The organism is Bradyrhizobium sp. UFLA05-112, from assembly GCF_053572325.1.
The window spans coordinates 1-24,111 of sequence record NZ_JBANBK010000024.1 but is presented as its reverse complement, the minus strand read 5'-3'; the positions used below and the strand labels follow the sequence as shown (position 1 = coordinate 24,111).

Below are 24,111 nucleotides of genomic sequence, written 5' to 3'. Positions count from 1 at the left end.
GTTCTGTTGGCCGAGGAGGTCGCCCATGTGCAGGCTCTTTGTCAATGCGGATGCGGGGCTTTGGCAGACCCGGCTGAAGTCCGTGCGAATGCGCGGTTTCTCCACCAGCATCCGCTTGGAGAACCTTTACTGGCGAATTCTCGAGGAGATCGCGCAGCGCGACGGCATGACACTCTCGCAGCTTCTGGACCGGCTGCATGAAGAATTGCTGGAGGACCGGGCGAACGTGGAGAATTTTCCTCGTTCCTCCGCGTCTGCTGCGGCCGGTATCTGATGCTGCAGCTCTCTGACGACATCCCGCGCGATTTCGCCACGCCGATCAGATCGCTAGACGCCAACCGCATCCTCGAGAGCGAGGCACGACTTTTTGCTGCGAGCCGGGAGCACGAATAACAAATCGAGGGTTTCAGTCGCTCGTTAGGCGGAATTGCGTCATGGCTGTTGCCGAACTTGTCTGGGACAACGAGCTACTTTCAAATGGCGCGCCTGACACGATTTGAACGTGTAACCTTCGGAACGCTATCCAGCCGGGCGATGGGCGCATGCTTACACGCGCTTCTTGCAAGTTGTTACGCATCACACATCGGCATCGAAGATAAGCTGACGCGGGCCCAGTCCGCACGGCCAAGAGACTGATGCAACCGTAAGTTCGCATCGCGAACGTCTTGAAGCCGCATCTGCAAAGCACCGTATTTACGTTCTTGAGCTTCAGACGAGCCAACGAGAGATCCAGCGGCTGACGGGGATCCGGCGCTACCAGGCGATTTTCGTACACCAGCGAGGGGCGGAGGCAAATTCCCCCGAGGTGACCGCCGGCTCTGAGGCCACCGAAGGCCAAACTCCCCCACCTCCGCGACCGCCACTATCGGAGTGACGGTGGCCGTCAAGACGTTTGATTTCGCCTGCCCAGCCTGTGAACCGCATCGGGAATGGATCGAGCAGCAGGCCCGCCTGAGGCGCAACGCGCAGGCGATCTATCAGGATTTGGTTGATCAGTTCGGCTTCACTGCCAGCTACGAGAGCGTCAAGCGCTTCGTGCGTGCCTTGCGCCACATCGATCCCAAACAGTTTGACCGTATCGAGTTTGCCCCGGCGAGGAAGCCCAGGTCGATTATGGCGAGGGCGTTCTGACCCGTGACCCGAGGAGCGGTCGTCACCGCCGGCCGCGCCTGTTCGTCCCAGTTTGCTTTCATGATATCATGTGTATGAGCAAATCAACTCATGATATCACGAAATCAGCAAAGAAGAGACCTTCCGAAGCCGGCGAGGCGGTGCTGGTGCGGCCTGCAGCCAGAACTGCCAAAGCCGCTGGGAGCCGAGTTCAGGACGACCTTCCCGGACGGCCAGAGGTGATCCGGCGGCTCGTCGATATCGGACTGAGGGCGAAGGCGAAATAAGCTTTGGGGACGGACTGACCATGAAGCCGCTAATCGGACTTGTCGCGCTACTGCTTACGACCAGCGCGTTCGCTCAAACCGCTCCGCCGAGAGCCGCTAAAAGGCCGCCAGTACAGGCAAAGCAGCAAGCCCCGATGGGTTGCAAGTTGGTTGGCACGGTCAGGGGCACTAAGCTATGGGCGGGCGACTGTACTGCGGCGCCGCAAGCTCCGCTGCCCGCATCGCCGGCTGAACCGCCCAGCGACGCCCCCGCAGAGAAGCAATGATCGGCATCATGCTCGCTGGTGCAACCCATTGTGGTGGGGACACCCATAGATGGTTATCCCGGTTGCCATTTTTTCCCGATATGGTTTGCGGTCGGATAGGCGCTCTAAGAGCGGGCGGCTCCGGCGTCGCCAGCCCGCCGTCTGCTTTGCACGCGCTGTTAACGTGGCTGGCGGCGAGGACCGTCAATGGATTTGCCAGAACGCCTCTTGATTGGTCTGGCTACTGTAGCCGGATTGTTTCTATGCGCGGTCGTTTCCGCGCTTTGGATGGTTGGCTAGGAGGTAACGCGCCGATGTCCGATCGAGAAATCGAGCATGAAACCGCCGTGAAGCAACTGCTAAGGAAGGCAGCCAGGCGAAGGCGTCCAAGTCAGCTCTACTCAATCGTCCCGCACGGCCAAGAGACTGATGCAAACCGTGAGTTCGCATCGCATCGCGATCCGAACGGCCTCGTATGGTTTTTCTTATTCTTGCCAGCGTTTGTGATTGCCTACGCAATTTGTGTGAAGATGGGCGCGATTTAGGATGACCATCCCGCTCGAGCGAAATTCATTATCCGGACCACAGCCGTCGTGTTCGAGGACTGCAAAGCAGGTCCATCTCAATTGCGCCTTGTCGGCGTTCATCCCGGGTTACGGGTTCGGTCTATTTCGTCGTGGGGAAGGCAACACCTCCGCGGATCAACGAAACGGCATAAGCGGGCCTAGGCGTAACTTCCGCGCAGTTGATGGCAGCCTGCGGCGATCAAAGCGCGCCGCTGGGGTGGGGAATGACAGAGTTGGAAGTGTGGCACTGAACCTGCGTGCAACGTTGCACGGGCGGCCTCCGTTAGGGCATGTGGCGCTTTCACCTGAAGCGCTGACGGTTTTGACGCTGAATATCCAGAAGCGCCACGTCATCGGACATAATCTTGGCGTCGCGGTGCAGCTTCCGGCGGAACGAATGCGCTGGCGGCGGCGAAAGCCGAAGTGGTGCGCAAATCCGTGGGGCCGCAAGGCCTGTGCCGGTTCGAGTCGGGCCACCCGCACCAGGTTATCCAATTCGAAGTTTTTGAGGTGACGATGAACGATTTGAAGGAGAGCACGTCGGCGGAATTTGGCAAACGGTGAACTCGATAAGCTCTCCCACGTCGGCCGGGGCGTTTGCAATCTCCAGCTTGCCTCCCCAAGATCTTGACGGCGGAGGGACGCAAAGAGCTGAGGGCGGTTTTTGTATAGATGGGCCGATGCGAGCGTGGCGGAACTGGTAGATGCATCGGACTTAAGCCATCGAGTTGGCGGGGGCTTGGCTCGTGATTGCCGATGAAGGTTGCCTGGACTTTGAGCAGTTCTGCGCCCAGGGTTTCCCCTAGGGCAAATACGGCGCAATTCACACCTAAGGCAAAGAGAATACGGTTTATATCGAAAGCGACCGCGCCTGGTAACAGCGTCTCCTCGACGCTCCGGCCTTGTCGTCCTTCGATAACGTCTCCGTGATCGCTTCCAGCGCCGTCACGTCCGCCTTAAGCGTATGGTCAAGCATAGGCACAAGCCAATCCCTTCAAAGAAACTTCAGCTTGGTATCGGGTCCGGCGCACCAGCGTACCCGATCCGTCTAACGGATAGAGCTCGCACCCGGCTTGCCGTTCTGGTAGCGCCGCCGATCTACGCCAGCAACTCCCGCTGACGCGCGTCTCGCTGCGCATTGAAGGCGGCGATGAAGACCTCAAGGCCGGAGGAGGTTAAACCGTTCTCGGCGACGAGACCCATCCGCATGAGGTTGACCGTCTCGATCAGGCTGTCGCCATGCGTGGAGCCTCCGCCGAACAGCTTAATAACAATTCTCTGCTCCCTGCGAGTTAGCTTGTTCCAGAGCGTCAAGTCGGGCATCTCAATGCCTCACGCGAATCGCTGCATGACAATGATGAATTAGCGGATCGCCCAGAGGCGAAATCATGGCGCCGGCCTCAATGCTGCGAGTAGAGGCAGATGGTTTCGGTATTGTGCGGCGGAACGCGAGTGATTTTCACCTCCAGCGCGCAATAGGTCTCGTATAGCCCTCAAGAATGGTCATGGCGCCTCCGGATCAGACAGATGCAAGTGGCCGCCCCGTCAGCTTCTCGTCAGGTGGATGCGGCATACCCGACAAGCTGATGCTCGTTGAAGAGGCAGCCCGGTTCGGCAAGCGGGTTGCCCACGCACTGGTACGAGCTTCGGCGGCACGCGGTGCGTGTTCCAAGATGCACCGCGTGCCGACTTTTCCACCATTGTGGCGGCACGACCTCTCGAATTGCAGGGTAGCTTAGAATATTCCGGCTTGTGAGATCTATGTCAGGGGCCGCCGAACCGTCTCGCGGGACAGGCTCTTGTGCTCGGTGAGCTTGACCATCGCGCTTGCCAGCAGCTTGAGCGTCCAGCGGGCGCGGCCCTCCGGCCGACCGGCCCAGGCGGTGGCCACCAGCCAGGCTTCTTTCTTGCCCGTGAGTTTGCGCTCCGCCCCGGGACGCGGCTCTTCGCTCAGCGCCCGCTCCAGATTGCCTTCCACGAAGCGTCGCTTGGTCCGGTACACGGTCGAGCCGCCCACGCCGACACTTCTGGCGATCTCCTCGTCGCCGGCCCCGGCATCGGCAGCCAGCAAAATCTGCGCTCGCTTGAGCTTGCGGGACGCATGCTTGCCGCCGCCCAGCAGCGTCTTGAGTTCAGTGCGCTCGATTTGGCTGAGGTCGACCCGGTAGCGTACATTCATGGCGCGCCTCCTTGTTCGAGGCACGCACCAACAACTGAATCGGATGGCCGGCGTGAGTCCTTCGGCAAAAACCTTCACGTCCAAACAGGGGCAATACCTTGCCTTCATCCACCTCTACACGCGGCTCCGCCGCAGGCCCCCGGCGGAAACCGACATGCAGGAATACTTTCGCGTCAGCCCGCCTTCGGTTCACCAGATGGTGCTGACCCTGGAACGAGCTGGCCTCATTAGACGGCAGCCAAGAACCCCCCGCAGCATCGAGATCCTCGTCGATCCCAAAAGCCTGCCCGAGCTAATCTGACCGTTCCCAGTCCAACCGGTCAAAATCACTGTGCAGAGCCACTAGTGATCGTTATACTTTGGGAGATTCATTGAAAGTAGTTTTGTATGCTGTGGCGAGCGATGGAGCCCGACCATCTTCCTGGAGTTCGTGGCATTGCACATCGCGTCCACCTGAACTACCCCGAGGATGCGGCCGTTTTCTCGGAACGGCTGGAGCTGTACCCTGAGGGATGTTTCGTACTCGAACGCGCGCGGGATGGCCTGGCCGGTTACATCGTCAGCCATCCCTGGCACTTCAAGAAGCCTCCCGCGCTGAACGTGCTTTTGGGCGCCGCCGCCGAGCCCGCATCGACCTACTATATTCATGACATCGCGTTGCTGCCGGAAGCGCGCAGCGGTGGCGCAGCTTCCGAGGTCGTGCTCAAGCTGGTCAGGCACGCGAAAAAAGCCAGGTTTCCCAATCTCTCGCTGGTGGCGGTCAACAATTCAGCAAGGTTCTGGGAGAGACACGGTTTCCGAACGCTGGATGATGCAGATCTGAACCAGAAGCTCGCAAGCTATGATGACCAGGCAAAGTATATGGTCCTTGAACTGACATGATACGCAGGCGGTTAGATAGCCCTCGCGAAGGCTCAAGCTGGTGAGTATTGCGGCTTGCGCCGAACGTAGTTCGTGCGTGGCTGTGGTTTTCGCTTGATGGGGGCTTGGTCGGCTGGGATTGACCATCTTTCGCAGCAGCTTGTCTTCGACCTTCGGTAACCGTTTGATATTGATCGCCGCCGCGCTCAGCTGGTTCTTGATGTGCGAGGCCTAGAATTTCTCGATTTGTTCCACGCTTGTGCGGCAGTTCTTGGCGATCTGGTAGATGTCGGCACCCTCCATCAGCCGAAGGCAGGTAGTCCGGGCCCTCAGCAGCTTCTGCCTCCCATAGCTTGCTCCTCCGAATTGAAGCGGGGCAACTGTCGGTCGAGAAGGTAACCGCTCATGAGAGTAGAAGCTCACACAATGGGAAAATAGATTCTCCGACTTGGTTCAAGCTGTCCGCGAGGGCTGAGGAAATCAGCACTAGACCGTGCCCAGGATACGTCGGCAGTCCTTGGCTCTTGCAATCAACCGTTCGGTCAAGCGCGCAATGATCGCGTTGTCGAGTCCCTGTGCCTTTGCGCTTGCGCACACGGCGGTTATGTTGTCGGGGATCTGCGCGGCCATGGAGGTCAAGCCTGCAATCAATTTGTCGGCGTCGAAGCGGGTTTCGCGCGCGAATCTCTGCCAGTCGCGCAGGCTAATCTCGTTCAGCTTGTATTCGTCGCCGATTTTCATGGCGAGCTTGGTCTTCTTTAGATCGACGTCGTCATAGGGAAGAATGCTGGCTACGTCGTAGAGCGGCGCAAGCCGCACGGTGGGACCGCCGGCTAGAAGTAGTGAATAGTTCTTGGCGTGGGCGTCCGTACCCGCAATGAGCCAGTTAAAGGCGAGAGCGCATCGGCGAATGTATCGACATCGGTGACACGATCTGTAGAATGGGTACGCAACAGTTCAATAATGTCGGTGGGCGTCGGTCCGCCTTCGCTTTGATATTTTTGCGTCGGCATTGTACCGCGTGCCTGACAGATGTCTTCCTGATGGACGCGCACGACGCGGTTTCCGCTGAGTTGCCGATCGTAGCGTTCGATTACGATGGCAATTTCCTTTTCGAACCGCATAACTCTGGTTTCTGCGACCGGCAGGCCAAGATTGCGCGCGAGCATGAGGCAGATATGTTCGTTCTCGGCATGGCCGTCGAAATGACCGGTCGGCGGCTTCAGGATATGAGTTGTCGGAATACGCCCAGACGGTATGCCCCATTTGTCCTTCTATAGTAGCAATGCGGTTTTTGGCTGAGCGCCCGCGAGGCTGAACTGCCCTGTGTCCCGCGGCAACCGCCATGCGGCGTGATCTTCGCGGAGCGCTTGCAGGCGTTTTGCGAGGGCCGTTTCGTCGAGCCATTCGACCTTATCGTCCGCGCCGCTTTGCAAGACTTCCAAACGGTCAGGAGTGACGAACTGAACCGCGCCAGCGCAATCCTCGCCGACATGCGAAATGAGGGCAAACACGTTGCGGGCTGAAACCTGAAATTTCTTGGCCCAACGATCGAGCACACGCTCGTTGTCCGGCAGTAGGCCCCAGAGAAAAGCTTGAACGGCGGAAGGTCCGTGTTTCTCGGCCGCGAGCGGCATGGAGAGCGATAGCGGATAGGCTCCCTGCGCGTTACGCCAATCGGGTTGTGGACAAAAGTCAGTCGGCCGCGTGCATCGTTATGCACCCGGCCAACTTCGTTGCCAGCCAGGAGAGCAATGAGCTGGTTCGTCATGTCTTGCGCTTTCTGGCTTTGGCTATGATCGCGTTGATATCGACGGCGGTCTTTTCTGACGTGCGGCTATTGGAAGGCTCGCTGCTTGCATCCAAGCGAATATCCAAGGCGTCGAGAGCGCGGAGGACAAGTCCGAGTTCAGCGCGTGCATGGCCCTGCTCGATTTCGATCACCCACTGACGGCTGACGCCAATGCGCTTGGCGAGGCTCGATTGATCGAGTTTCAGCCCCTTGCGTCTGTCACGGATGATAGCTCCGAGATCGGTGGCGGTACGAATAAGCATGGCAAGTCCAAAAGTCAGCGTTCGCCAACATTATCATATGTCATCGATCGCTGACAATTAGAAAATGTCAGCGTTCGTCGACACCTGCCAAAAGTCAGCGATCGCTGACATTAAGGCGTTCCGACGCGTCTTAAAAATAGGTTATATATATCAATATCATAGATTGAAAAATAGGCTCAAAGTCACCCATTGCTAAAGGCCAAGTGTAGCGCAATTGGGCCTTGCCGCAGAGGTGTCGATGCTTGTTGCCATATACGAGGAAATGCCGTGGCCGGTCCGAGAGGAGTCTCAGCCTAAGGTCAGAGGCCCCGTCGACGTGGCCGACGGCTACGACAAAGCCCACGCCATCGCACAAGAGAAGGCAGGCAGGTTCAATCGTTCTTCGTTTGTCGGAGACGCTAGATTTCCGTACTGGTGGGGCCACGACAAGGATGCCCCACAATTGCATCGGTACGTAATCAGAGCTTCGTAGGGACGTGATACCCAAGATAAAAGACACGCAATCATTGCGTTAGGCTTGTCTCACACGCCGTCCATCCAATAAGGTATTTGAAACCGGGAGGTGACGCGACCATGAGATGGCATGCTTTCATGATATTCGTGGGTCTTGTCGTCGGGACAATGAATTCCGCACTTGGGCAACAGATCAATTGCGGGCCGCCTCCAACACTCAGCCAAGAACTGCAAACCAACGAGGTAATAAAGGGTAACTTGCAAGGCAAGGCACAGCTTCTCTCGAAATATGTTGGACAAGCAGAGCTAGGTGGACAGATCGAGACGACCAAGAGCGAAATATACACTCAATCCAAGGACTACTATCCTGCGCAACAAGAAGCCTATCTTAGCTATCTCTTCTGTTCGATTATCAGCGCCGATCCCAAATTCACCACGCCGGAGAAACTCGACGCGCTTATGAAATACAAGGCGGCTCGTCAGAAAAGTTCGTCGAATGATCTGCCGCCATGCGTGCCCAGCGTCCTGAAGAACATCCCGTTGCCGAACGTACCGACCCTGGACGGGAACGGCAATCATGTTGGCGATCTCTCTGGCATCGCGGTGAGCGTCATTCAAGAATGCCCCACACCGACGGCGTCTAAGCAAAGAGCACATCTCGCGTTCGGCTACTATAATGGATCGGGAACGTGGAGAGGCGAACAACATCTAACATTGGTTCTGAAATCGAGCGAAGGGGCGGTCCTCAAGTCACAAACAGTTCCGCTCGACCGATCCCGTTGCATTTATGGTCATGCAGAGCAGCGAAATGCGGACGATACTCTTGACGGCGGAATCGGCTATCTAGTGAACTCTGCTGAACTAACCGTGTCACGCGTCTCTGGCACTCAAACCCCCTGCTAAAGTTGGTTCGTCTGACGCTCAAAACCGTTATCTCAAGAATCTAATGCACGCAGTCGGAATCCGGCAATTAGTCGAAGAGCTGCGGTATTGCGTATAAACTATTGCAACGTGCGATCGCGTACTCGCCGTTAATAGGTCAAGCTGGCACGACCAGTTTTATGTTGGAGGGTGCCTAGCTGGCCTCTCTTTCTCCATTTCACAGCATCGCTATTCAACAAAAGGACATTACGAATGCCTGGTCCGAGACGTCGAGACGGCAGACCTCAGTGGATCGAAGGCGAGATTAGCGCGGCAAGAACGTTGGCGCGCGTTGATCTAAGTGGCAAGGCGGGGTCTCGGTTCGATGAGGCCTGGTTACAGGAGCTCCTCTACCGACGACCCGAGCTTTTTCCTATCGAGCAGATTGAGCCAGGATTTGGTGCTCTCATTCCCGTTTGTCGTGAATTGTCGGTCGCGTTGGGTGGCGGACGCTCCGGAGCGTTGGACAACCTCTATCTAACCAGCAGCGGCGGCTTGGTCCTGGTCGAAACCAAATTGTGGCGCAACCCGGAGGCGCGGCGCTCTGCCGTCGCGCAGGCGATGGAGTACGCGGCTGCCATCTTCGCGATGTCATACGACGAACTGAATGCAGCCGTGGTCAGATCGCGAACGAAGTCCGAGAAGCCGATCCGTTCGATGGCGGAATTGTTCATTGACGAACCTGAGTTCGACGAAGCGGAATTCGTCGACGCGCTGACCCGTAATCTGTTGCGCGGCAGAGCAATTATTGCGGTTGTTGGTGACGGTATCCGCGAGGATATTTTGCCTCTGACGGAATTGCTGCAATCGCATGCGGGCCAACGTTTTACGTTCGCTCTTGTAGAATTAGCCGTCTATGAGGCTCCAATTGAGGGTGTAAAGCTTGTCGTGCCGTCCGTGTTGGCCCAGACCGTCTTAATCGAGCGCGGAGTCGTACAGATCGACCAAAAGGGCCGTGCGCTCATAGTTGACGCATCCGTATCCAGCGGGGGTGGGGCGGCACTTTCGTCACCCAAGCGCTCGGTGAGCATTAGCGAGGATGAGTTTTACGAGGTGCTTGCCCGAAAAGATCCGCGTTGGCCAGTCTTGCTGAAAGGCTTCCTCGTCGAAGCGGAAAAACTCGGCCTCTACGTAGAGCGAAAGGGCGGATTAAATCTCAAGCATGCCTCTCCCGAGGGGCAGCCCTTAAATCTAGCAACAATCTCAAAGGATGGTTTCGTGGAAACAAGTCCCTCGACATGGTGGGGACGGACTGAAGTGGGACACAAGTACAATGAAGCCTTGGCCAAGGCGATCGCAGGTTCAGTGGGCGAGATTAAGCAAGGCACGGAATCGGCGTTGCGAACGCTCACAGGAAATATGCCCCGCCTCTCGGACCTGCTTCCCGCTCATCAGCGAGAATGGTTAGATGCCATTCAGGAATATATAGAGCTGGCATTCAAGAAGGTCGAAGGCGGGACGCACCAGAGCTAATCCGGCTTGGCTCTCCGGTAGAGCGATGTACGGAAAAGCCAAAATGAGCACTTCGTTCGAACGCAAACTGGGTAATGAGACGTTCCGTTCTCCCCGAGCAAGAACTGTTTCGAGTGCTAGCTTTTGTGTCTAGCTCGCGACGCGATCTTTCATCCAGTGCATCCAGCACCGAATTTCTTCATGGCATGATGTTCTCGAGCATTATTCGCCAATTCTTCCGCGAATTGCGCCGATATTCTGCATCAGTTTCATGGAAGAATTAAGAGCACTAGCGGCGCGGTATGTTGAGAGGGAAGCATCGCAAGGTAATGTCATCCCGTTAGAGGTCTCAAAAGCATAATCTCTTCGGGTCATGCCGATTTTCGTTCATGATTTTCAGCGCAGGGGCCGCGCCATCGATAGGCTGTCCTGCCCGCCGGCAAGAGTCACTAACTTGCGCTTGGTAACTGACTGCTTCGTTACGTCCCCGCCAAGGACCGTTTGGCTCTACGGCATTGACAGATTTTTAGAGACTATTTCAGAACGCGATTGAGACCCACTTTAAGCTCATGAGCTGGGAGCAGCGAAAAGCAAAACGCGTGCGGCTCGATCATCGATGTCGAGCTACTCTGGTGAGCGCCGACAGGCACATGGCACGCGATTGCGTTCTCCTTGATGTCTCGGACGGGGAGCGCACCTTCGGATAGACCAGTCGCCCGGGGTCCTCAAGGCGCGGTAGTTCTTTTTGCTGTCGACCATGGGGTTGGTCTACCGCCGATGCGAGTTGATCCGGCTGGACGGCTCCGAAATCGGCGTCGAGTTCATGACGAGCCGGCCCCGTCCGCGCACGCAAGGCTACTCAAGCTCAATCGTTGTAGCCGTTTTGGCCTTCAAATATCAATCAAGCCGCGGTAGACCGCCTGAACCGTGGCCTGCGTCTTGTTGGTGGCCCCGAGCTTGATCATAGCACCCTTAACGTGAGCTTCCACAGTTTTGCGGCTCACGCTCAATATGACGGCTGTCTCGTCCGAAGTCTTTCCCATTCCAGCCCACTTGAGCACTTCCTTCTCCCGGTCGGTCAAAGCGCAGAGCTGGACTGCGGCAAAATGATCGGTCCTTGTCGAGGTCTTGATTTCGATCGCGTGCAGATCCACGATTTTCTGAGCGAGATAGAGCAAAATCACATGCAGCTGGAGTCCGTTGTGCCTGAGGTTCGCGAAGAACCCCTCTACGGGATTGTTCCAGAACAACGCACAAACACTGGAATAACGACGGCCAAGCGGATCGTTGTAGTGAACCGGTATGGTCAGCCCCTCCTTGACACCGAAATCGCGCGCGGCCTCCATGGTCTTGACCGCGCCCGGCTTGCGCTTGCCCGTCACGGGCGGCAGCCGCACGCTTCCCCAATGAAAGGGTAGATTTGTCCGGCGGGCCATGGCCAGGCAAGGATCGGTATTGATGAAGTTTTCTGACCGGTAGGTGTCGATCCAGGCAGGCGCGTGGGTGGAGACGAGGAGTGGTTGGTCCTCCCAGGGATGCGATGCGTCCATGAATCCGAAGGTGCTAAAGCCGTAATCTTCAATTATGCGCTGAAAAACTGCGCGAATCTCCTCGATCGAGGCGCAAGCCTCCAACGCGTTTAAATCCTGTTCCAGAGCGCCCATCCTCAAAACCTAGGAAAATTCCTAATTTAAAAATCAAGGGCGATCCCATCATCTTCCCGAAGCTGATGCAAGGCCATGGGGAGCCGGGAAGTGCAGCAACCGCGATACAGGGCCGCGTTCTTCTCCGCCGCGACACGTCCAGACCTCACTGAAACTCTGTTTCGACTGCGCTACCGGCTCTTCGTGCGCGAATTGGGCTGGTCGTTACCGGCGGATAGGGGCAGTGAAAGGGATCAGTTTGACACGGACGACGCCGTCTACTGCGGCTTGTCCCTGGATGGGGAAATGATCGGTTGCTTTCGCGCCATCAGTTGCGATCGTCCATATCTATCGCAAACGATATTTTCGCATATGGCGACGCACAGGCCCTTCCCGGTGAACGCAGGCCACGTCGAGATCAGCCGGTTCGGTGTCCGGGCCGGCCACCGTCAGGCGAGCACTGTGCTTTACAGTTTGCTGATACGATTTGCGTTGGCCCGTAACGCGCTCGCCCTGGTTGCGTTGGCAGAGCTCCCTCACGAAAGGCTGCTCAATCGGATCGGCCTTTCCACATCGCGCTACGGCGGTGCGCAGATTGTCGGGTTTCGCGACGATGGTGCATGGATTCTCGCCGTTGCCGGAGAGATCCCCATTCCTCGAGAGCTTTCGCCTGCTTTCCGTTCGCTCCTTGCACTCACGCAATTTATGGAGATTAGCGATGAAGCATCTATTTTCGGATGTGAACGCCTTTCGGCGTGATCCTTTGGCGTTATTCAAGGAGCGCAGCGCCACGGGAGCCGCGCCTCTCGTTCGGCTCAACCTCGGTCCCTCGCCGGTTTACCTTGTCACCGACGCGGCGGTGGCCAAGGCCGTACTGCGAGCGGATGAAACGATGATCGACAAGGGGCGGCTGGTCCACAAGCTGCGGACCGTCATCGGCACCAGCTCCATTACGTTGAGCGGTGCCGAGCATCAACGACGTCGGGCGATCATTCATCAGCACCTGGCACGCGGGATTATGAACGATTTCGTACCGCAGATCACGAGCTTGATCCGACGACAGGCATCGCTTCTGGTTCGTGAGCCCTGTTTCGATGCCCATGAGGTCACCGCGCCGCTTGCCCTTCGAATGATCGTCGCCTTGCTGTTCGGTCACGGCGCTCTGACATCAGCGGATGAATCCGCCTTGATGGAAGCGGTGCATGTGGCGGAAGAGGAAATGGCCGATAGCCTTTTTCGCATCTTACCGCGAACGCCGTGGCGTAGCCTCTTGAAGCGACGACAATTACGAAGAAGCCGGGCCATCATGGGAGCGGTCGTGGACCGCGTGCGCAATAGAGCCGGCGATGGCACCTTGGTTCAGGCCTTGCAAGGGCTCAACCTGTCTCCTGACGATATGCGCGATGAAATCCTGTTGCTGTTGCTAGCCGGGCATCACACCACCGGAAATGCGGCTGCCTGGTTGCTCTACTATCTCGCAACGGAGCCGGGCCTTGCAGAGCGCCTTGCCAATGAAGCGAAGTCGACGATGGATGGCTTCGGAGAGATCGATCCGCTGAGACTGCCGAAAGCCGAGATCAGCCTTCACGTCGCACGCGAGGTGCTCCGTCTCTATCCACCATTCTATTGGTTTTCGCGGGAAGTACGGGTACCGCAGGAGCTGGGCGGGCTGCATTTGAAGCGCGGAACGTCTCTCATTATCAGCCCGTGGCAATTGCAGCGCGATGAGCGTTATTGGGGCGATCCAGCTGGGTTCCGGCTTGACCGTGCCTATAACACGCCGGCCTTCATGCCTTTCGGATTGGGGCCGCGCGCCTGTGTTGGCATCGGCCTGGGGTTACTCGAACTCCAATTGCTGGCGCTCGAACTATCGGCCTCGAGCAGACTGGAGATCTTGTCCGATGTTCCGGCGGACGAGCCAACGCCTCAGATCACCTTGTTGCCGCCGCGTATCGAGCTGCAATTGCGACCTCGTGCACAGGCAAGGAAACAACAGCATGTGGCATAGGCAGGCGAAAATCAGCCTGACAAAATCCACCGGGTGCTGCGATCAGCGTTCTGGATATTGCTCGACCAGCTCGATTATTTCGCGGCGCTGAGCGGGAGAAAGTTTGATGAACATCCTCAGCAATCGCAGGCATTCGACGGTCTCGCGCGACACAGATCGTCCCTCCTGGGACCGAAGGAATTCGGCAAGACGGGAATCGGTCATTCTGGTTCTTTCAAAATGGAAACTACGATGAAACAGCAAACGAATATTGAGCAGCTTTGCAGCAGACTTGACGAGGCTATCACCTGCGCAGAGCAGGCCGGCCTGAGCTTCGTCGTCATGATCCTTGATATGGCTCGCCTTGAAGTTGATCAAACGGCCAGAAGCAACGTGATAACTATGCCAACTTCCAGGCCGTTGGGCAAGCGGCCGTAGTCGCCGTCTCCATCCGAATTCTCGTCCAGCCGAGACCTGGCCCGCGGAAACGGCGGTTACCTGAAGGACGTTCAGTTCACGGCAGTCAGTCGCCGCTGAGAGCGAACTGGCCGCAGTCTTGATCTTTATCATGTCAATGCTTGCCGGCGAATGCGGGAATACGACTGGCAGTCGCTTCAAGAAGATTCCTGAAAAGCTGGAGCTTCATGCCGCGGCCGACATCACAGGCGTCCAAAGGACTGGTCCGGACAGAGTGCCGGCGCTGCGCATTGCCAAAAGAACTTCACTTGAAATTCCAAGATAGCCTGCGATAGCCGATGTAGGGCCGATCCTGCAGGGACCTCCAATTCGCCGCAACGCCCAACCCGCCCGTCGGAGAATCCGTTCCATCCGACTGTCCGTGACGGTAACAATGTCGGTGAGCTGTCGCGATAGCCCGAATTCGATCATGCCTGCAAACAGCTCATACGTAGCGCGAGCTATTCCATGGTCGCCTATTGGGTCCTCGAGCGAAATATCGATGGCAAACCTGCTGCTTTCCCAGACGAGCGGATTCGACGGAGCTGGGTTGCCTGCGAGAAGTTTTGGAAACGTGTCCCGAAGCATCGTTGGCCCGAGGGTGGGTAATAATCGCACCGAGCCGCGTACCTGACCCGCATCAGAGAGCTGCACGAGGTAGGCCGGACCCAGTGCATCGAATTCGTCGATTTCCATGCCGGCGCTCGTCTGAACGTCCCAATCCAAGCGGCTCTTGAATATGCGATAGCGCAACTGATACATGCCTGAGAGCGTGCTCGAAAGCTCTTCATACGATGCCCGAGTTATGAGTTGGATCATGTTCCCTCCGAGGGCAGATGTGTCTAGCCCTTTGGAGCGGATTCAGGAGACCAACGCACCACCTGCAACCACAGGAGGAGTAAGTCTTATTTTCGCTCTCTTTTTCTAGCAGCCGCAAAGCGGACTGCCGACTGAATCACGGTACGGACGCCGAGCTTTTTCTTCGCATTGTTTAGGTAAGAGGCGACCGTGTGATGGGAAATTCCAAGAATTCGACCAATCTCCCATGTCGTTTTCCCCTGAGCAGCCCACTCAACACATTCATACTCGCGGGCAGACAATTTAATCCCATTGATCTCGCGCGCGCGCATCAACTTCCGGCGCACGTGAGCATCAAACGATATCGCGAGTAGCTGAAGGAGGTGCTCTTGAGAGTTGATGCAGGCCTCGAACTTGGCGTGTCTCGCGTCAGTCGCGAACGTCAATGCGGCAACTGGACCATGATTATCGTGAATGGGAATAGTAAATCCGTATCGAATGCCAAATTCCGCTGCCTCCTCAAACAGTTGTTGCTGCGTCAAGGTGAATCTCGATGATAAGCCGACACCCCAACGGAAGGGATCGTCCGTTCGAAGCGCCTTTTCGATGACCGGATCTATGGATTGATAGTTGTTGCGGAGATAGTGCGATGTCCATTTGGATGGGTAGGTGGAGATGAGGCAGGGCCTTTCTTGTGGTCGCCGTGGCAGTGCAAGATAGGCAAAGCATGAGAGATCCAGCGCTGCGGCTGGGCCGGACATGGCGCTGCAAAAATCCTGAGAATCTTCGGCCAGAGCTAGGAGATCGGTAAATTCCTGAAAGACACGATGCATTGCACATGACCTTAGCGGTGCTATCTTGTTCAGACTGGTCGCGCTGTTCGCGGTCGACCACCCGTGTGGAGCTGCGTTCCGTTACCGGCTATCTCGGTCGCGTTCCTTAGAGGCTGCCGCCAATCCTTTGGTCGGCAAACCCAAAATCAAAACGTCATTACGCTTCCGATAGAGTCGCCGACTTTCGTTAGATCGAATTTATGGCGCCAAAAAAACATCACGTGGGTAAACCATGCGGTTGATTGGGGTCCATCCTCCCTGTCCCCATCGGCCCGCAACCCGGCTCTCTGGGCTCCGAGCAAAACAGGATTCCGATACTAGAGATAATCTTACCGAAGCCATAGCCTTTTGCTATGGCTTTCGGCCCCTGATTAGGAAGCGCAGATCGTCTTCAGCGCCTCGATGATCCCCGCGGCTGCCGACTTTAGCCCGCAGCCCTCAGTGTTCGGAAGCGTTTTCGATACCATCGTAGTCGGGGCGTCGGCAGCACGATGAGTAAACGGCGTCAAAGCCTATTCGAGTATGCCTTTGTGCAGGCAGATGATGGCAAAACGAGAGGCGGGGCGAGCCCAATGCACCCCGGCGTCGCGTGCGGCAGGTTGCGGGAGCCTAGGTCATGCTGAGGGCGAGGGGGGTCCTGCGGCACTGACCACAAGCTGGTCGTAAGTCAGTGTCTGCGTCTCGAAGTCCTGCCGATCCTCAGGCGAGGGCGTCTTGGCCACAACGAAATTGAGCTCGGCCCTGCCGCGCACGAAGGCCGGGCCCTGGAGGATGTTACATAGAACGTCGCCGCATACTTTCGCGGGGAGGGCGATTGCTCCCTAAAGACTTCGCGCTTTTGATCTGGCTTGAAAGTGACTACGTGATCGGACGAGGCTTCGATGTGCTGTCGCGACATCAGTTCTGATAGTGTCCCGAGGCGACCCTTTACGGGTGACCGAAGCTCAAGCTTTCTCATCATCCGCGCATGATTGAGCTTCACCGTCACCTCGCTGACATTTAGCCTGAAGCAGAGCGCGAGGAGTTCGACAGCGGTCATTAGCTCTCGGTCCAAAAGTTCATCACAGCGAGTCTGGCTAGCAAAGCCAAATAACGTTTTTGCAGCAAGACCGAGAACTCCACGATGACCGCGCCGAAAAAATGCAATCTCCGCGGATAACAGCAGAAATAGTGCGCCGAATCCGCATGATATTCCCTGGTCATCAAATGGCGGGGCCCAGCACATTGAAGATCTATGCCGGCATATTCGGCCGTGGGTTCGTCAAGCGGATTGTCGCGGCCGCGACTCTCGGTTCTCGGTGGTTGGATGCGATGCCGGTCATGCCAAGTCGCAAAATCCACCTGCAGAATACGAGGGCACGCATCGAGGTGCCTCATACTCACTTAGCCGAGACGCAACTGGATATTGGCGTTATTCGTTTGCTCTCGGAGGCGGGCTCAGGTCCGGCAAGATCCAGGCGCGCCTAGGTCTGCTTGCCGTTCGGCGGATTCAAATGCGCATCAACCGAGCTCTTAAGGAGAAGCAGGCGGATCATTCGCATGGGTCGATAGAAGTCTCCGTTGCTGGAAAGGCAGCTAATGCAGGGACGTTTGGCGCGTTATCGGAAAGCGCGTGAGTCTGTGGAAAGCTTCGAGAGGCGTCTGCACGAGCTTGCGCCGGCTCGCATCACAAGCGTGAGCTGCGTACGTAATGTTTACAAGAGCTCTATCTGCGGCAAAAACGCTGAAGTAAGGGTCGCTGTCGACATAAAGTTGCCGGGTAACGTAAGCGAGCTGATGCAGATCAAAGAAATACTGTTTCATGAACGGGAAGCACACTACGTTTTTTTGCTATTGGTCTCATACATTCTGAAGTATCATCCGACCGTTTTGCCCGTAAGATTTGATGTCCTATTTGATCGTCGCCACTACGCTAAGAAGCATTTGGAGAAAGCACTTGAAAGGGTCGAGTTACCCGTAGAAGCTCCTGAAAAATACCCTGGGAAAAGGCGCTCCGATGAGGGCCTTCCCGAGTTTTTTCGAAGGGTTTGGGGGCCGTTCTTACGTGCCGGGCTTTCGATGCCGCACCTAAAGCAATTGGATAAGTCGCTCTATCTTGCAATCTATAATTTTCGTCGATCCAATTGTTGGCCTGACGATCTCGCGCTTCCAAACCGAGAAACTGCGTTGAAGGAAGCCGTCCGAATTTTCCAGGAACAGGGTGGTCAGGCGATCTCACCCGATCAGCACATTTCTGTTGCTCATTTCCTCAAGCGCCAGACGATGTATTCATCAGCGTCTCGCCCGCGGCGAGGACCTCCCCGAAAGGCTTGAGCCGTGGCGTAAAAAGGTTTCTTTGAGCAGCCACGTTGGGTTCAGCAAAGCGTCGGAAGATTCGAAATTTTCTGGAATGTTTGGAAGCGGTGCTCGCCGTTACGCGAGCACCGTACCCGGTAAGCAATCTCTCGGCCTCTTGCGGCGGTAATGCTGATCGCCTGCTTCATGCTGGAGAATCAGGGCCGCTTGCCCCAACCGGCTCGGCGAGCACCCTTGCCGTATTGATTCACCGTCCGGCAGCAGGTTGCCAAGCACGGTTGATGACCGAGACGCCAATTTTTCGGTACTTGAAGTAATGGCGAGGCTTCATTCGCTGCGATAGTCGGAAGGGCCGCAACTCGACCGTCATAGCTGGCAGTTCCAAGCGAAACAGATTGGGGCTATCTCCAGATCGGAGAATGGAGAACCACCATGTATGTGCCCCCCGCCTTCAGGAATGATGAGATCGAAAACATCCGGGCGACCGTCCGCTCCGCTCGTTTGGCCAGCCTCGTCACGGCCACGGCCGAGGGACCAATCGCAACACCACTGCCGTTCTTCCTCGACGAGACGGCAGGGGAGTACGGGGCGCTGTACGGGCATTTGGCAAAGGCTAATCCACAGTGGCGCTCGCCTCCAATCGGGGAGGCATTAGCGATTTTCGTGGGCCCGGAAGCCTATGTGACGCCCTCATGGTACGCCACCAAGTCAGAAACCGAAAAGGTGGTGCCGACATGGAACTACGTCGCCGTCCACGCCTACGGCCCGGTTGAGTTTTTCGAGGAGCCGGAACGGCTCCGCGACGTGGTGACGCGGCTCACCGACCTTCATGAGACGTCGCGCGCGAACCCTTGGGCAGTCAGCGACGCCCCCGCAGATTTCATTGCCGCAGAGCTGCGCGGGATCGTCGGGGTGCGCATCCTCGTGACCAGGTTCGAGGGCAAGCACAAGATGAGCCAGAACTGCTCCGTATCCGACCGCATAGGCGTCGCCGCTGGCCTTGCCGCGAGCGAACAGCCGCGGGATCGGGAAGTGGCTTGTCTTATTCCGGTTCAGGGCTAAGACAAGCCGCGCAACGCGACGAATAGGTGAGCGAGCTTGGCTTCGAAAAGTCGGGAGCCGCATGCGAGTTGCAGGCAGCAGTCTCGCTTTGGCGAAGCGGCCTGCCAGCTGATAATCGAGAGGAAATGCTCTCCGGTTCGATTGAATGGTTGACGGAGGCTGGCCCGCCATTGGTGCGACAGTGACGGCGCGGCCCCCATGACCGGCCGCCATCTTGCGCTGCGCTCGCCTATTTCGCGGCGGTGTTCTTAACGCCATGTGGCTCGACGAGTGCGCCGTAGGTCCAGGGTTGACGCTTGGCGAACATATGAACATTCGCCATCATATGCTTCTGGCGGGCATTGGCGATCTCGATGACCTCCAGGACCACCTTGTGCATGTCCGGATAGTACGGAATCGCGACATCAACGTCCCACACTGGAAACTGGGCGGGCAACGCCACCATGCTGCCGCCGCCGAACGGCGCGTCGACACGGTTGGCGAGGATGACAGCACATCGGTTATCCACCGCGCGTGGCACGGCCAGCAAGGTCCGCTCCTTGCGATCCTGCAAGCGAGATGGCCACAGGATCACGTCGGCGCCGTTGGTTCCGAGGCAACGGGCCGCTTCGGGAAACATCCCATCATATCCCATCATGACGCCGATGCGCCCGAACGGCGTTTCGGTGACAGGGTAGTCCGAACCAGCCGTCGCCCATGCACGTTCATCCGCAAAGAGATGGACCTTTCGGTAGGACATCAGCACATTGCCGTCCGGTCCGATCAGGAAGGACGTCGAATAGAGCTTTCCAGCCGCCTCTTCGATGTTCGGCACGAGGATGGCGCATTCTTCCGACTTGCAGAGCGCGCCAAGCGTGTTCAGAAGCTTGCCATTCATCGCGGCCAGCCGTTTCGCCTCGGCGGGGTCGATCCTCCAGTTTGGCGATGCGAAATATTCCGGTAGTACCATGAGTTGGACACCGAACCTTGCCGCATGCCCGATTTGCTCCACTACGCGATCGAGGGTCGTGGGTGGAGATTCCGATACATGGCTCTGGATCGCAGCGATGTTGAACGTCATTTTGCCCGGAACGATTGGCCGATTGCTGGTTTCGGCGACTTTCGTGTCCGCATAGGCAGCCGTCAGAATCTTATAGGTGTCGGGTCGGCGGTCGGCGAACTTGTCCGCACCGAGAGTCATGGCTTTGTTGTCAGCAAGCGTCGGGTCGATATCGCTGATGGCCATGCCGTGTGTGTCGCAAGCGACCTTGGCGCGCAGATTGCCGCCGGGGTCGACGATCATGCTTCCGCCCGGATAGTAGATCGATCGCTCCTGTCCTGCCTTCGTAGCGGCACATATCCAGACGCCATTCTCGAAAGCGCGGGCAGGACGCCACATGTCAGCCTGATCGATCAGGAAGAAGTTGGCCATGTCGATGATGACCTGTGCTCCACCTAAGGCCGTGCAGCGCGGAATTTCAGGGATGCGGCCATCGAAGCAGATCATGAGCCCGACCCTGCCGAGCTCGGTCTCAACCACCGGGAAACCGCGCTCGCCGAACGCGAACCAGTTCTGGTCGTGCGTCGTCAGGAATTGCTTGTGATAGTGGACCACAAGCTCTCCTTTTCTGTCGAGCAAAATACCAGTGTTGAACACCTTCTCCACTTTCGGGTCCCATTCCGTCATGCCGCTGGCGACGAACATAGCGTTCTCGCGCGCGAGTTTCGCAAGGCTGCTGACAAAGCGCCCGTTAATTGGCTCCGCGACCTTTCGAGCGTGCGAAATTGAATCGTAAAGATATCCGGCGTTCATGCACTCCGGAAAGACGATAAGACGTACGTCCTGAAGGGCAGCCTGTTTCACATAGTGCTCGCAGATTCTAAGATTTGCCTCGACGTTCCCGACCTCGGCGAGCGTCTGCACGGCGGCAGCGCGATATAGATAGGACTTCATGGGATGCTCCGTTAAACGCGATAGCACTGTTGAAAGACGGCGGTGTGCGATTTGCTGATCGACACTGCTGCTTCTAAAGAGCAGTGTGCGTGCCGAAATTCGCCTCGTGCCCCCCGTGCGGGTTCATTTTGGCGAGATTTGAAGGCGACAACGGGCGGACCGGTCGAGCGAGCAGGGCGCGTCCGCCCCGGGCGGACCGGGCTCTAGAGCATGATCCGGAAAAGTGTGAAGCGGTTTTCCGAAAAGATCACGCTCAAACCACAACCTAAAGCGCGATGACGATTCATCCCAATCTCATCGCGCTTTAGGCTCGCCCCGAGTCGCCACGGAAAGTGGCGTCTCGGCCGTTCGGGTAACGATCCCGTCGCGCAAGTAAGGAACTGCTGCGGCACTCGCGGGAGAGCTCGCCTTCGGCTATCGCTAGTACGGTCTTCTCACGTCGTGGCCGCTTCAAACCGGTCGTCGCTGCACTCGTTCCGGTGTGCCGGCTTTGCCGTCGCTATGCTCGCGTTGACCGCTTGCGCTGCTTGGATGTGCTAACAGGGCGAGCGGTATGGATAAGCGTCGAATGCTGCGGCAACAGAGCGAATTAGAAAGCGGTGCTCCCGCCTCACACGGATCAACCCATTTTCAATGTCCACTATCCCGTCTTCGGCGAGTCTCGCCAAGCGTTCAGCTGAATCAAGAAAAGAAGCCGGATCGGATCCGTAAGCAGCGCAGAGTGCCGGCACGTCGACCTGTAGATCGCACATCAGCCGCTCGATGATCGCGCCTCGGACCCGGTCCTCGTGGGTGAGATGGCAGCCCTTTGATGTCGCCAGGCGGCCAGCTCTGATGTGCCGGCTGTAGGAACCCGCTGCGACTTCGTTCTGGACGTAACCCTCGCCCAAGCGGCCGATGGCCGACGCACCGAAGCCAATCAGGGTTTTACAGGTGTCTGCCGAGTACCCCAGAGAGTTACGCCGCAAGCAACCGGCCTTCTGCGCCAGCGCGAGATCATCCTCAGGTAAGGCAAAATGGTCGAGTCCGATTTGGCGATAACCGGCAGCGACCAGCGTATCGGCCACGGCCGCCGCCTGTTCGGCGCGGGCAACGCTATCGGGTAGCGCTGCCTCATTGATGAGGCGTTGATTTTTCCTGAAGGCAGGAATATGCGCGTAACTGAAAACCGCGAGCCGGTCGGGGCGCATGGCCACGGCTGTTGTCGCGCTGCGTACGCATGATTGCACCGTCTGCCTTGGAAGGCCGTAGATCAGGTCGAAGTTGATGCGGCTTATTCCACGCTGGCGTAGATTTTCGACGGCGGCCGCGGTCTGCGCCTCAGTCTGAACACGGTTGATCGCTTTTTGAACGGTGGGATCAAAGCTCTGCACGCCGAGGCTCGCGCGGTTCACGCCGGCTGTTTCTAAAGCTTCGGCCATCTCGGCCGTGAATGTGCGCGGATCGATCTCGATGGCAATGCTTGCCGATCTCCTGAATGCAAAATGCAGGCGCAAGTGTTCCATCAAGTCCAAGAACTCCGTTGGCTTGATGAGAGTGGGCGATCCCCCGCCAAAGTGTATGTCGCTCACGACCAACCCTTGCGGCACTAGCTCTGCGACCAAGCGGATTTCCTCACGCAGCACCGCCGAATAATTCTGGATCGGCGCATCCCGGTCAGTCATCGTCGTTGGAAAGCCACAATACCAGCAAATCGAGCGGCAGAACGGAACGTGGAGATAGAGCGATACTGGCTCGGCGGCGGGCAGGCACCTCAGCCATGTCTCACAAGCCTCGGCACCGACCGCATCGGAAAATTGCGGTACGGTTGGATAGATCGTGTACCAAGGCAGGCGGGAATCAAAATACTTGTTTAAGCTTGAGGTATCCAACGGTCGCTGTCCCTGCCTATATCGGCATCACCCTGCTCTCAGTCGCGACGAGCGGGAGGCGTTGCGCGATCAATCCTGAGATGAAAGCGCGCTCACATATGCCCGGCGCGAAACGCATCTGAGTTCGAGTGATGCGGGAGACTTCCGGATCACGCGACAAGGCCACTGCAGGTCTTCCTGGCCGCGGTATTGAAACGGCCGTCCTTAGGGCGCAAGGTGGCGAATACCCAGTCTTGATTGCGCTGTTGCCCACCGCCTCCTCAGGCGTTCGGATGAGAATATCAACGGCATCGTAATCCGATCTGCTGGAGTCGTCATAGTAGCGAACCTGTGTCCTTACTTCCAGTCGATTACGTCCGCTGAGTGTCAACCTTGCCCGTCTCACCGAAGACCCCGAGTTCCAATTAACTTCCAGGCTTCCATAGTCGAACTTGGAAGCCTGCGTTTGCGCGATGCCCCAATAGCACTCGGTCGGACGACATCTGCTCCATGCATGAACGAGGGCTTTGTCGAACTGCTGGTCGATCAATATATGTGTGATACTACCCCTGCTCGGATTCTCATTAGACCACTTCCCGGCAAAGTCGGCGATTGTCACGCTACCGAGAGCGTGCGCCACCGGCAAGGTAGCGTGCGTGGCACATGACGGATGGAGAAGCAGGACTGTGAGCAGTGTGACGGCGGATAATCGTAACATCTTCTATTTGTCCTATTAGTTTGACATTAGAAGTTGGCAACAACCATGCCAGCCAGCTGGACCCGCGAAATGCGGCGCTTGGAGCAGACCTCGACTGCGCAGCTCAAGCGACGCCTCGTCGTAAGCCCGACAATCCGGCGCATCAAAGACGCGCGTGTTAGATTCCTTACCTAACGTCTTTGGATTCAACTGCGAGGCTAATGCTTGTGTAGGGCCCCCGATGGCACGCCCCGTGCTACCAGTCGCACCGCGCACCAGCTCGCCACCCGAGTTGTCGCCTCACGTAGCGTGCTACAGCCAGGTTCTTCGATCAGACCGCCGATTCGTAAACTAAAGCGGGATGGGGTTAGGTTGAATCGATTTGGGATTCCCAAATCAGCTTGTTTCTGATTCACCATGCTGGCTGG

20 protein-coding genes and 3 pseudogenes are annotated in these 24,111 nt (G+C 57.2%); 11 read left to right on the top strand and 12 right to left on the bottom strand.

Annotated features, from left to right (window positions below; genetic code table 11):
• The first annotated feature begins 25 nt into the window (after positions 1–25).
• From SO180_RS16200 to SO180_RS16190, 3 genes and pseudogenes are all read left to right on the top strand, one after another.
• Positions 26–393, top strand: a pseudogene (locus SO180_RS16200) (ribbon-helix-helix domain-containing protein).
• 260 nt (positions 394–653) lie between these two features.
• Positions 654–1,178, top strand: a pseudogene (locus SO180_RS16195) (IS21 family transposase); the annotation flags it as partial.
• A 481-nt stretch (positions 1,179–1,659) separates the two neighbouring features.
• On the top strand, positions 1,660–2,187 hold the full coding sequence (locus SO180_RS16190; RefSeq protein ID WP_449379835.1) for a hypothetical protein: 528 nt from the start codon (positions 1,660–1,662) through the stop codon (positions 2,185–2,187).
• A 1,119-nt stretch (positions 2,188–3,306) separates the two neighbouring features.
• Here SO180_RS16190 and SO180_RS16185 read toward each other — a convergent pair.
• A complete protein-coding gene (locus SO180_RS16185) occupies positions 3,307–3,531 on the bottom strand; it encodes a hypothetical protein (protein ID WP_449379834.1) in 225 nt (74 codons plus the stop codon).
• Between the two features lie 442 nt (positions 3,532–3,973).
• Positions 3,974–4,387: pseudogene (locus SO180_RS16180) on the bottom strand (helix-turn-helix domain-containing protein); the annotation flags it as partial.
• A gap of 43 nt (positions 4,388–4,430) precedes the next feature.
• Between SO180_RS16180 and SO180_RS16175 the strand changes: the two are divergent.
• Together SO180_RS16175 and SO180_RS16170 are read left to right on the top strand one after the other, a co-directional pair.
• Positions 4,431–4,688: a LexA family protein gene (locus SO180_RS16175; RefSeq protein ID WP_449379893.1), complete on the top strand. Its 258-nt coding sequence runs from the start codon at positions 4,431–4,433 to the stop codon at positions 4,686–4,688.
• Between the two features lie 101 nt (positions 4,689–4,789).
• On the top strand, positions 4,790–5,269 hold the full coding sequence (locus SO180_RS16170) for a GNAT family N-acetyltransferase (RefSeq protein WP_449379833.1): 480 nt from the start codon (positions 4,790–4,792) through the stop codon (positions 5,267–5,269).
• A 465-nt stretch (positions 5,270–5,734) separates the two neighbouring features.
• Here SO180_RS16170 and SO180_RS16165 read toward each other — a convergent pair whose 3' ends face one another.
• The 4 genes from SO180_RS16165 to SO180_RS16150 form a co-directional block, all read right to left on the bottom strand.
• On the bottom strand, positions 5,735–6,127 hold the full coding sequence (locus tag SO180_RS16165; RefSeq protein WP_449379892.1) for a HipA domain-containing protein: 393 nt from the start codon (positions 6,125–6,127) through the stop codon (positions 5,735–5,737).
• Complete coding sequence (locus tag SO180_RS16160; protein ID WP_449379891.1) at positions 6,082–6,474, bottom strand: HipA domain-containing protein; 393 nt, start codon at positions 6,472–6,474, stop codon at positions 6,082–6,084. Before SO180_RS16160 ends, SO180_RS16165 begins: the two co-directional genes overlap by 46 nt.
• A gap of 48 nt (positions 6,475–6,522) precedes the next feature.
• Positions 6,523–6,885, bottom strand: coding sequence for a HipA N-terminal domain-containing protein (locus SO180_RS16155; RefSeq protein ID WP_449379832.1), 363 nt, complete (start codon positions 6,883–6,885; stop codon positions 6,523–6,525).
• Between the two features lie 130 nt (positions 6,886–7,015).
• A complete protein-coding gene (locus SO180_RS16150) occupies positions 7,016–7,303 on the bottom strand; it encodes a helix-turn-helix domain-containing protein (protein ID WP_449379831.1) in 288 nt (95 codons plus the stop codon).
• 573 nt (positions 7,304–7,876) lie between these two features.
• Between SO180_RS16150 and SO180_RS16145 the strand changes: the two genes are divergently transcribed.
• A complete protein-coding gene (locus SO180_RS16145; RefSeq protein ID WP_449379830.1) occupies positions 7,877–8,659 on the top strand; it encodes a hypothetical protein in 783 nt (260 codons plus the stop codon).
• 231 nt (positions 8,660–8,890) lie between these two features.
• Complete coding sequence (locus SO180_RS16140) at positions 8,891–10,150, top strand: hypothetical protein (protein WP_449379829.1); 1,260 nt, start codon at positions 8,891–8,893, stop codon at positions 10,148–10,150.
• A gap of 869 nt (positions 10,151–11,019) precedes the next feature.
• On the opposite strand, the gene SO180_RS16135 is transcribed toward SO180_RS16140, so the two are convergent.
• A complete protein-coding gene (locus SO180_RS16135) occupies positions 11,020–11,793 on the bottom strand; it encodes an autoinducer binding domain-containing protein (protein WP_449379828.1) in 774 nt (257 codons plus the stop codon).
• Between the two features lie 90 nt (positions 11,794–11,883).
• On the opposite strand from SO180_RS16135, the gene SO180_RS16130 reads away from it, so the two are divergent.
• Positions 11,884–12,531 (top strand): acyl-homoserine-lactone synthase, encoded by a 648-nt coding sequence (locus SO180_RS16130; protein WP_449379827.1) that lies wholly within the window; start codon positions 11,884–11,886, stop codon positions 12,529–12,531.
• Complete coding sequence (locus SO180_RS16125) at positions 12,491–13,780, top strand: cytochrome P450 (RefSeq protein ID WP_449379826.1); 1,290 nt, start codon at positions 12,491–12,493, stop codon at positions 13,778–13,780. The genes SO180_RS16130 and SO180_RS16125 overlap by 41 nt, the downstream gene beginning before the upstream one ends.
• A gap of 42 nt (positions 13,781–13,822) precedes the next feature.
• Here the strand turns inward: SO180_RS16125 and SO180_RS16120 are convergent, their stop codons facing one another.
• From SO180_RS16120 to SO180_RS16110, 3 genes are all read right to left on the bottom strand, one after another.
• Entirely contained in the window at positions 13,823–14,329 is a 507-nt protein-coding gene (locus SO180_RS16120; protein WP_449379825.1) for a hypothetical protein, read from the bottom strand.
• A 72-nt stretch (positions 14,330–14,401) separates the two neighbouring features.
• Complete coding sequence (locus SO180_RS16115; protein WP_449379824.1) at positions 14,402–15,034, bottom strand: acyl-homoserine-lactone synthase; 633 nt, start codon at positions 15,032–15,034, stop codon at positions 14,402–14,404.
• An 86-nt stretch (positions 15,035–15,120) separates the two neighbouring features.
• Positions 15,121–15,846, bottom strand: coding sequence for a LuxR family transcriptional regulator (locus tag SO180_RS16110; protein ID WP_449379823.1), 726 nt, complete (start codon positions 15,844–15,846; stop codon positions 15,121–15,123).
• A gap of 1,578 nt (positions 15,847–17,424) precedes the next feature.
• On the opposite strand from SO180_RS16110, the gene SO180_RS16105 reads away from it, so the two are divergent.
• Positions 17,425–18,159 carry a hypothetical protein gene (locus tag SO180_RS16105; RefSeq protein ID WP_449379822.1) on the top strand — a complete coding sequence of 245 codons (735 nt, stop codon included), beginning with the start codon at positions 17,425–17,427 and terminating at the stop codon, positions 18,157–18,159.
• Between the two features lie 414 nt (positions 18,160–18,573).
• Entirely contained in the window at positions 18,574–19,203 is a 630-nt protein-coding gene (locus SO180_RS16100; protein WP_449379821.1) for an FMN-binding negative transcriptional regulator, read from the top strand.
• A 229-nt stretch (positions 19,204–19,432) separates the two neighbouring features.
• Here the strand turns inward: SO180_RS16100 and SO180_RS16095 are convergent, their stop codons facing one another.
• Together SO180_RS16095 and hemN are read right to left on the bottom strand one after the other, a co-directional pair.
• Positions 19,433–21,106 carry a carbon-nitrogen hydrolase family protein gene (locus SO180_RS16095; RefSeq protein ID WP_449379820.1) on the bottom strand — a complete coding sequence of 558 codons (1,674 nt, stop codon included), beginning with the start codon at positions 21,104–21,106 and terminating at the stop codon, positions 19,433–19,435.
• Between the two features lie 566 nt (positions 21,107–21,672).
• Positions 21,673–23,007: an oxygen-independent coproporphyrinogen III oxidase gene (gene hemN, locus SO180_RS16090; protein WP_449379819.1), complete on the bottom strand. Its 1,335-nt coding sequence runs from the start codon at positions 23,005–23,007 to the stop codon at positions 21,673–21,675.
• Positions 23,008–24,111: the final 1,104 nt, after the last annotated feature.

Coding starts and splice junctions, on each gene's coding strand:
- SO180_RS16100 (WP_449379821.1), top strand. CDS start 18,574: ATGTATGTGCCCCCCGCCTTCAGGAATGATGAGATCGAAAACATCCGG.
- SO180_RS16110 (WP_449379823.1), bottom strand. CDS start 15,846: ATGCATCGTGTCTTTCAGGAATTTACCGATCTCCTAGCTCTGGCCGAA.
- SO180_RS16125 (WP_449379826.1), top strand. CDS start 12,491: ATGAAGCATCTATTTTCGGATGTGAACGCCTTTCGGCGTGATCCTTTG.
- SO180_RS16155 (WP_449379832.1), bottom strand. CDS start 6,885: ATGCCGCTCGCGGCCGAGAAACACGGACCTTCCGCCGTTCAAGCTTTT.
- SO180_RS16175 (WP_449379893.1), top strand. CDS start 4,431: ATGGCCGGCGTGAGTCCTTCGGCAAAAACCTTCACGTCCAAACAGGGG.
- SO180_RS16170 (WP_449379833.1), top strand. CDS start 4,790: ATGGAGCCCGACCATCTTCCTGGAGTTCGTGGCATTGCACATCGCGTC.
- SO180_RS16140 (WP_449379829.1), top strand. CDS start 8,891: ATGCCTGGTCCGAGACGTCGAGACGGCAGACCTCAGTGGATCGAAGGC.
- SO180_RS16190 (WP_449379835.1), top strand. CDS start 1,660: ATGATCGGCATCATGCTCGCTGGTGCAACCCATTGTGGTGGGGACACC.
- SO180_RS16145 (WP_449379830.1), top strand. CDS start 7,877: ATGAGATGGCATGCTTTCATGATATTCGTGGGTCTTGTCGTCGGGACA.
- SO180_RS16135 (WP_449379828.1), bottom strand. CDS start 11,793: ATGGGCGCTCTGGAACAGGATTTAAACGCGTTGGAGGCTTGCGCCTCG.
- SO180_RS16185 (WP_449379834.1), bottom strand. CDS start 3,531: ATGCCCGACTTGACGCTCTGGAACAAGCTAACTCGCAGGGAGCAGAGA.
- SO180_RS16105 (WP_449379822.1), top strand. CDS start 17,425: ATGCAGGGACGTTTGGCGCGTTATCGGAAAGCGCGTGAGTCTGTGGAA.
- SO180_RS16115 (WP_449379824.1), bottom strand. CDS start 15,034: ATGATCCAACTCATAACTCGGGCATCGTATGAAGAGCTTTCGAGCACG.
- SO180_RS16150 (WP_449379831.1), bottom strand. CDS start 7,303: ATGCTTATTCGTACCGCCACCGATCTCGGAGCTATCATCCGTGACAGA.
- SO180_RS16120 (WP_449379825.1), bottom strand. CDS start 14,329: ATGATAAAGATCAAGACTGCGGCCAGTTCGCTCTCAGCGGCGACTGAC.